The 6,142-nt window shown below is 30.3% G+C and carries 4 protein-coding genes and 3 pseudogenes; 3 read left to right on the forward strand and 4 right to left on the reverse strand.

The genetic code is table 11. The annotated features are described in order from the left end of the window. Positions 1–70: pseudogene (locus CD032_RS00800) on the reverse strand (3-hexulose-6-phosphate synthase); the annotation flags it as partial. Between the two features lie 90 nt (positions 71–160). Between CD032_RS00800 and CD032_RS00805 the strand changes: the two are divergent. The 3 genes and pseudogenes from CD032_RS00805 to CD032_RS00815 all read left to right on the forward strand — a co-directional run bounded on the left by CD032_RS00805 (position 161) and on the right by CD032_RS00815 (position 2,695). Further along, positions 161–505 carry a winged helix-turn-helix transcriptional regulator gene (locus CD032_RS00805; RefSeq protein WP_002508649.1) on the forward strand — a complete coding sequence of 115 codons (345 nt, stop codon included), beginning with the start codon at positions 161–163 and terminating at the stop codon, positions 503–505. A 337-nt stretch (positions 506–842) separates the two neighbouring features. Continuing rightward, positions 843–965: pseudogene (locus tag CD032_RS00810) on the forward strand (EamA family transporter); the annotation flags it as partial. A gap of 581 nt (positions 966–1,546) precedes the next feature. After that, complete coding sequence (locus CD032_RS00815) at positions 1,547–2,695, forward strand: zinc-dependent alcohol dehydrogenase (RefSeq protein WP_031882782.1); 1,149 nt, start codon at positions 1,547–1,549, stop codon at positions 2,693–2,695. A 141-nt stretch (positions 2,696–2,836) separates the two neighbouring features. Here CD032_RS00815 and CD032_RS00820 read toward each other — a convergent pair whose 3' ends face one another. From CD032_RS00820 to CD032_RS00830, 3 genes and pseudogenes are all read right to left on the reverse strand, one after another. Beyond that, positions 2,837–5,098 (reverse strand): ATP-binding cassette domain-containing protein, encoded by a 2,262-nt coding sequence (locus CD032_RS00820; RefSeq protein ID WP_037551393.1) that lies wholly within the window; start codon positions 5,096–5,098, stop codon positions 2,837–2,839. 257 nt (positions 5,099–5,355) lie between these two features. After that, on the reverse strand, positions 5,356–5,874 hold the full coding sequence (locus tag CD032_RS00825; RefSeq protein ID WP_017723732.1) for a type 1 glutamine amidotransferase domain-containing protein: 519 nt from the start codon (positions 5,872–5,874) through the stop codon (positions 5,356–5,358). Between the two features lie 155 nt (positions 5,875–6,029). Continuing rightward, a pseudogene (locus CD032_RS00830) lies at positions 6,030–6,142 on the reverse strand (3-hexulose-6-phosphate synthase); the annotation flags it as partial.

Here is a 6,142-nt window from a genome sequence, read left to right on the forward strand (position 1 = left end):
CTTTAACTTTATTTGCTAATTCTGCAGCATCCTCTTTATTTAATAAATCAATCGCTAATTGTAATTCCATATGTTATTACCTCCTATATATTATATATTCATTATGGTATAATAACTTTGGAAATACAATACTGACAAATATGTCACTGAGGAGAAGAAATTGTTAATAGAATATAATAATAAATTATTTTACACTTCTAAAGATTTAGCTTTATCAGTAATTGGTGGTAGGTGGAAAATCCCTATTATTTATCATTTATTACAATCAGAAGTACTTAGGTTGAGTGAATTAGAAAAAAAATTACCAGATATTAATCAAAGAATGTTAATTAGACAATTAAGGGAGCTTGAAAAGGATATGATAATAAAAAGAACTATATATCCAGTAGTCCCTCCAAAAGTTGAATATCGATTAACTAGTGTTGGTTTGTCTCTCGACAATGTGGTCTATGGTATTTGTGAATGGGGAGATGAATATTTGAAATTAATTAATAATGAAAATTAGTTAGTTTTTTAAAAGAAGAAAAATTGAACCGAACTTTATATAATCTCTTTCAGATATTGATATGTTTTTATATTGACTAGTAGATCGATATAAATAGAGAACGACTCAAAGACACATAAGTACGCTCTAAACACACAAAATATTTTTCTGATATTAATAGTGTATATAGGGTCATTAGATTCTATATTAAAAAAGGCGAAGTATAATTATACTTCGCTTTAAGTTAATCTTTATAATGATTACTTGTATTTTTGTCAAACCATGCTTTTTCAAGCAGTTTAACTGCTGCTTTTATTTGTTCTATGGATAGTACTGCAAAGCCAAGGAGGACGGTTTGGCCATCATTTCAATTACTTGGTTAAATGAGTCCTTTGGATACTATCAACTAGTAGACGGACTATTTATTATTATAGCTGTCGTAGCTTTAACTACACCGAAAAAAAGTAAGTATGAAAATTAAACAAATTTTTCAAAATTTTTAAGCTATAAAGTAATATAAAAAAGATACTTCTTTAAAAAGAGTGTCTTAATCATTTCAAAACATGCTCGTTAACGAAAATATCTTGATCTATACATTTTTTATCCCTCTTTTCTTATGAGATACTTTATATTCTCGAGAATCTTGCCATAGTTTGTAAGTAGCTTGATTTCCCAAAAAGTAGCAATAACATAATGTTCATTTAAATTACTAGCTTTTAAAAGCAATAAACATCAAAATCCTTTGCTTTTTCAGATTTTTATTTCGGTTTAAGAAAACACGCACAAATTCTTCTTTAAAATCAGCAGTTACTTATAAATAGTTCAAAACTGTATAGTTACTTTTAGATAAATCTTTAATTTTATTCTAATATAGTATATTGCTTACGTGTATTAAACTTATCTATAATTACTTTTTTATTAATTTTGGCTAAATAAATGCGATGTTTGGTATTTTGCAACATATAAACTAACAATTTTCTAAAAAGAGTAATAAATCAATTTATTCTTCTGAGTTTACATTATAATATCAAGGGTAAAGTTTTTTAAAGGAGTGTGGTTTAAATGAAAGCAGTTACTTATCAAGGTCATAAAAATATGGAAGTTCGTGAAGTACATGATCCAATAATAGAAGAATCAACGGATGCAATAATAAAAATAACAGCTTCAGGTATATGTGGTTCTGATTTACATCTTTATCATCAAGGCGATTTATTTATGGATCCTGGTTTTGTTATTGGACATGAGCCAATGGGAATTGTAGAAGAAGTAGGAAAAGACGTTAAAACCTTAAAAAAGGGAGATAGAGTAGTTATACCTTTTAACATAGGTTGCGGCGATTGTTTCTATTGTAATAATGAAATGGAGTCTCAGTGTGATAATTCTAACTCATCACCGGCAAGTTGGAAAATGGATAATGGTGGACTTTTCGGTTTTGGTGGCATGCACGGAAACCACTGGGGAGGTCAAGCAGAGTATTTAAGAGTCCCATTTGCCGATTTCTCCTCTTTCAAAGTTCCAGATAGTGATTTGAAAGACGAACAAGTATTATTTTTATCTGATGTTGTCCCAACAGCTTATTGGAGTGTTGAACATGCAGGCGTAAAATCTGGAGATACCGTTATTGTTCTTGGTTGTGGCCCAATCGGTTTAATGGCACAAAAATTTGCTAAATTAAAAGGCGCTGAACGTGTGATTGCCATTGACAATGTAGAACATAGATTAAACCATGCCAAAAAATCCAATGGCGCTGAAGTATATAATTTTTCTAAAGAAGATAATATAGGAAAATTACTTCGTGAAAGCACACGCGGTGGTGCAGATGTCGTTATAGATTGTGTTGGAATGGATGGACAAGTTGCTCAAGATGATTTAGAGATAAGTTCAAATTCAGCACAACGAGGTAATATTAGTCCAATTATTACAGCAGCTGAATCAGTAAGAAAATTTGGAACGATTCAATTAACTGGTATTTACGGTACACCTGCAGACAATTATCCAATAGATTTAATTTTTAATAGAGATGTCCAAGTAAAAAGTGGACAAGCGCCAGTTATTCATCAAATGCCAAAATTATATGAAATGATTAAAAATGAAGTTTTTGATCCAACAGAAATTATAACTCACACAATGCCTTTAGAAGATGCAAAACAAGCGTATGATATTTTCGATCAGAAAAAAGATAATAATATTAAAGTAATTCTAAAACCATAATAATAAATATATAAAGAAGTCTATATACAGATTATAACCAGTATATAGACTTCTTTATTAATTTCATGTGATAATTTTCAGAATCGCTAAGTTACAAAATTTCTAAATCTAACCAATGCTATATGAAAATATGAAACAATTTTAATCATTTGCTATATAAAGTTTCAAATGCTTAGATGTTAATGTTTTATTCTCTTTAACAAAGTTTATAGGATAGCCACTAAATTGTACTTTACCCCCATCTAGACCAGGGCCTGGCCCTACATCTATAATCCAATCAGCATCACACATAATTGATAAATTATGTTCAATTAAAATAACAGTGTTATTTTGTTCAATAAGATCATTAAAACAGTTTATCAATATAGGAATATCAGCTTCATGTAAACCTGTCGTAGGTTCATCAAATATAAAAATACTATCTGTAACATCATCATTTAAATATTGGCCTAATTTAACGCGTTGAATTTCACCACCTGATAATGTAGATAGAGGTTGGCCAAGGGTTACGTAATTTAATCCAGTTTTACTTATAGCTTGTAACTTAGACTGAATTTCATTTTCTTTATCAAAAAATCTTATACCTTCGTCAACAGTCAATTCAAGGAAATCAGCAATAGAATAGCCATCTATAGTTGCATTCAACACTTCTGGCTTATAACGTTTACCGTGACACACTTCACATGTTTGTGAAAATTCACCCATAAATGCAAGTTCTGTTTCAATATAACCTTTACCACCACAATTGGCACAAGCTCCTTTCGAATTATAACTAAACATAGATTTATTTAATCCAGTTTCTTTGCTGAAAAAATTTCTGACTCTGTCAAAAACACCTAAATAAGTTAGTAAATTAGACCGATTGGAACCTTGTATCGCTTTTTGATCCATAAATACTGCATTATCATTTTTTGCAAAACCTGCCTTAACAAGTGAACTTTTCCCAGAACCTGCTACTCCAGTTAATACTGTCAAAACATGCTTGGGTATATCAACTGTCACATTCTTCAAATTGTTTTGGGTCACTGGTCCAAGATGATAAAAACTCTTTGCTTCACGTATCTCATTTTTTAAGTGATGTTTGATACGTAGTGCTTCCCCAGTAGATGTATCTGAAGACAATAATTCTTTGTATGTTCCCTTAAACGTTATCTCTCCACCTTGCGCCCCTGAACTTGGTCCCATATCAATGATATAATCTGCTTCTTTAATTACATCAGGATCATGTTCTACAATTAATACTGTATTACCTTTATGTTTTAAAGATTTCAAAATTTCATTTATTTTTGCAATATCCTCTGGATGTAAACCAACACTTGGTTCATCAATGATATAAACCAAATCAGATAGCGAACTATTTAAATGTCGTATTAATTTAAGCCGTTGTGCTTCTCCACCTGATAAAGAAGTGGTTACACGGTCAAGAGTTAAATAACTTAATCCTATATAATCAAGTGCTTCTAATTGTTTTCGGAGTGGTTCAATAATAAACTGGGCTGTTGAATTATTTAATTTATTAAGAAATGCTAAATTTTCTTTTACAGTCATTTGTGTAAAATCTGAAATATTTTTCCCCATAATTTTACAACTCAAAATTTTCGAATTTAAACGTTGACCGTTACAAGTTGGACAAATTTTATTTTCCACAACATTTTTAAGATGTTTAGCATAACGTTTTTTGTTAAATTCTTTATCTCCCAAGAATATTCTTCTAAACCTAGGTATAAGTCCCACATATTTTGCTGATTTCCGCCATTCTTCAGGTGGTTTTTTTAATTTTATTGGCTCCTGATACAAAAACAAATCTAATTCTTCTTTTGTATATGCTTTTAATTTTTTATCATTATCAAACAGACCACTATCACGATAAGCTTTCCCTCTTTCTTTATCAGGTCCAAAAGATGGGAAATTAATAGCACCTTCATTTAAAGATTTGTTCCAATCTAAGAGCTCATTTAAATTAATGTCTTCAATGTAACCTAATCCTTCACATGTTTCACACATACCATTGGGACTGTTAAATGAAAAGGCATCTGAATAACCGACAAAAGGTTCACCTATCCTTGACCATAACAATCTAACAGAGGCGTATATATCAGATACTGTACCTACAGTAGAGCGAGAATTACCATTAAATCTTTTTTGACTAATCGTCATTGCTACTGGAAGATTTTTAATTTCTTTTACTTTTGGTTTAGGTTGCTGATTTAAATGAAATTGAATATAGCTAGAATAACTTTCATTTAAAAGTTGTTCAGATTCAGCAGCTACTGTTCTGAATACCAGTGATGACTTACCTGAACCAGAACGTCCTGTAAATACTGTAATCAAATGTTTAGGTATAGTTATATCTATATTTTTTAAATTATTTTGTGAAGCTCCTATAATGGTAATATCATTCATAAATTAAATTGCCCTCCATTGTAATTTTCAACAATTAATAGTATAGATGAAGTTAAAAGATTAGTAGAATTTCGAAATAGGTTACATTACAAAAACAGTATGTAGAATATCTAATATTTTATCGTAGATTATAAGTTATCTTAATGAAGTTAAGTTCATTTTATTTTTATAAAAACCTAACAATAAGAGACTAACAGCAAAGTTATAAACTTTGTTGTTAGTCTCTTAGATAATAAATACTGATTGATATTACAAAATTATGCTTTTAATTTTTTAATAATTTCTCTATTGAAATCATCTAAGTCATCTGGGACACGACTCGTTACAATATTGTTATCTATTACAACTGATTCGTCAACAACGTGTGCACCAGCATTAGATAAATCTTTACGTACATTGATAACACCAGTTATTGTGCGGCCCTTTAAATCATCAGTATCAACTAGTAAAAGTGGACCATGACAAATCGCAAATGTAGGTACATCATTTTGAGTAAAATACTTAGTAAATGTACCATAGCGACCTTCTTCATCACCACGTAAATGATCGGGTGAGAATCCGCCAGGAATTAATAATGCATCATAATTTTCTGGTTTCGCATCTGCAATGCTAACATCTACAGTTACTTTCTCCCCATGCTTACCAACAAGTTCATGTTTTGCTGTATCTCCAATAACTTCAGTCTCGAATCCAGCATTTTCTAATGCTTCTTTTGGACTGGTTAATTCTATATCTTCAAATTCATCTGCTAAAATGATTGCTACTTTTTTAGTCATAATACAACCTATCTTTCAATTATATTTTAAAACCTAAGTACTATATACACTAGAAAAAGGAAGTTTAAACATAAAATGTTTTCTAATTTTTTCACCAACTACATGTGCATTTTTATCTATTTAGTTTAATCTTATTTAATATTAATTGTAACTGATTATGCATTTGTATGGGCATCTACAATATCACGACATTGTTTAGCAGCTTCTACAGGGTCTTCAGCATTTGCAATGCCGCCACCAACAATAATTAAATCAGGATTTTCTGCAA

This window comes from Staphylococcus cohnii subsp. cohnii, from assembly GCF_002902365.1.
Classification (GTDB): domain Bacteria; phylum Bacillota; class Bacilli; order Staphylococcales; family Staphylococcaceae; genus Staphylococcus; species Staphylococcus cohnii.

What these genes read in the sequence shown, in the direction of transcription:
- CD032_RS00820 (WP_037551393.1), bottom strand. Translation starts at nt 5,098, where the DNA reads ATGAATGATATTACCATTATAGGAGCTTCACAAAATAATTTAAAAAAT.
- CD032_RS00825 (WP_017723732.1), bottom strand. Translation starts at nt 5,874, where the DNA reads ATGACTAAAAAAGTAGCAATCATTTTAGCAGATGAATTTGAAGATATA.
- CD032_RS00815 (WP_031882782.1), top strand. Translation starts at nt 1,547, where the DNA reads ATGAAAGCAGTTACTTATCAAGGTCATAAAAATATGGAAGTTCGTGAA.